Origin of the sequence: Saprospira grandis DSM 2844 (assembly GCF_000275825.1) — a bacterium.
In the GTDB taxonomy this organism is placed as follows: domain Bacteria; phylum Bacteroidota; class Bacteroidia; order Chitinophagales; family Saprospiraceae; genus Saprospira; species Saprospira grandis_A.
Window position 1 is genome coordinate 483,916 of record NZ_JH719942.1, and the last position, 1,739, is coordinate 485,654.

Below are 1,739 nucleotides of genomic sequence, written 5' to 3' on the forward strand. Positions count from 1 at the left end.
GAAGAGGACGGATTTTGTCATCAAACAAAAAAAAGAAGAATATCTAATTCGAGAGGCCTCAGAGGGAGAAATGGATGAGCTAAAAGGCCAAATAGAGCCGGGCCAACAAAAGCAAAGTATAGCTCATTTCCAAATTGACCTCCAATCAGTTTATAAGGGCCTAAATGATGCTGGAGATGAAATTGTCAGTCTATCATTCTCATCAAAACTACTTGATAAGGATAGCCCTATACTACTTATGCCTCAAATTATTAGCTCTACCAATGTAATTATTAGCAAAAAACTTAGATAGTCTTAAAGCCCCAAACTTCCGTTTGGGGCTTTGCTTTTTTGCGGCCAATCTGTCTAGCTTTTGTATAATTTTAGATACCGTTCAATTCATGAGGGTTTCAACCCTCATTCATATATCATTGCGAAGCAATACCATCTGGCTGTAGGTTTTAACCTACAGTCAAAAGGGCCGAAGGCCCGCGGCTGAGGGATGGGCAGCAGTGGCCCGCAGGGCCAGACCCAGCCGCCAAAGGCGGCGCAGGGCCGAGCAGACCTGCGAGCTGTGACAACCAGCCCCTATAGGGGCGCCAGTTCGATGACCAACGGGAATAAACAGCCCGACCCGCCCGATAATTCGGGGCAGCCCCAAAAAAATAAATCTAAACTCACTTTACGTTTATAATAAAAAGTTACTACCTTTACGTAAACACAAAAGCAAAACGATGAAAGCATTAGCCATTTTTCTGTTATCGAGTTTATTTTTGGCCATCTAAATTTATTACAGATGAAGCAGCGAGTAACTTTTTTTGGCAAAGCAGCAGCAGTATCAAGAAGATACAGCCCTTTATGAAGAAACCTTGGCCCAATATCTAGAGCTACATTCACTTTATCAGGAGCTTCCTGCAGAGGATCCCGATCGCCCAAGCCTAAAGGCGGCTTTGCTCAAGACCAAAGCGGGCCTAAAGGCCTTTAAGCCGCAGCTCAAAATGGATAAGGCCAATTTGGAGCAGCTATTTTTGGCCCTTAAGGAAGAGGATATACCCAAAACTGATTTTTTGTTAGAGTTTGCTCAAAATGCTCAAGAAGTTGCTTTAAAAGCACGAAAGCTGCAAGGCAATATTCAAAAAGACCAGTGGGAGGAAACCTTATATCTAAATGATCTTTACATCAAATTCAAGGAAGGTAAAAAGCTCAAAGTTTGCCGTCTAATTGCAGCAGATATTAAGGCTTTAGTAGAGCAGGCAGACAACAAGCCGCCCAGTATATTTTTAGAAGAATTGGCCCAAATTTTTGAGCGTTATGATGCGGTAGAAAAGATTAAGAAGTATAGAGCTAAATCGCGCTTTATTGAGTCTAGCATTGCGCCTTATGTCCTTTCCCCAAACCAACTAGAACCCATTTTGGACCAAGCCCTGGCCAAAGATGACTTTTTGACGGAGGAGGAGTTGGAGGAGAAGTTGGCCAAAGAAGAGCAACAAGCAAAAGAAGAAGAGGAATATTTAGCCCAGGTTAAACTAGAATTTGATAGTACTTTGTCATTGGCCGATTTTATTTGGCAAAAGGCAGAGCTTTTAGACAGCTTAAATAGCTTAGCTAAAGCTAGCCAAAGTCCTATGGCTAAAGCACTAATTGAGGGTTTAATTGCACAACTATCGCGAGCTCAACTAGGGCTTATTCAACTCAATACTATTGAGGATTGTTTTGCTCAAAGTTTAGCTAAGGTCAAAGTAGATAACTCACTTAGAACA

The 1,739-nt window shown here is 42.0% G+C and carries 2 pseudogenes; both read left to right on the top strand.

The features are described from left to right. A pseudogene (locus SAPGRDRAFT_RS02405) lies at nucleotides 1–292 on the top strand (hypothetical protein); the annotation flags it as partial. A gap of 421 nt (nucleotides 293–713) precedes the next feature. Next, nucleotides 714–1,739, top strand: a pseudogene (locus SAPGRDRAFT_RS02415) (hypothetical protein); the annotation flags it as partial.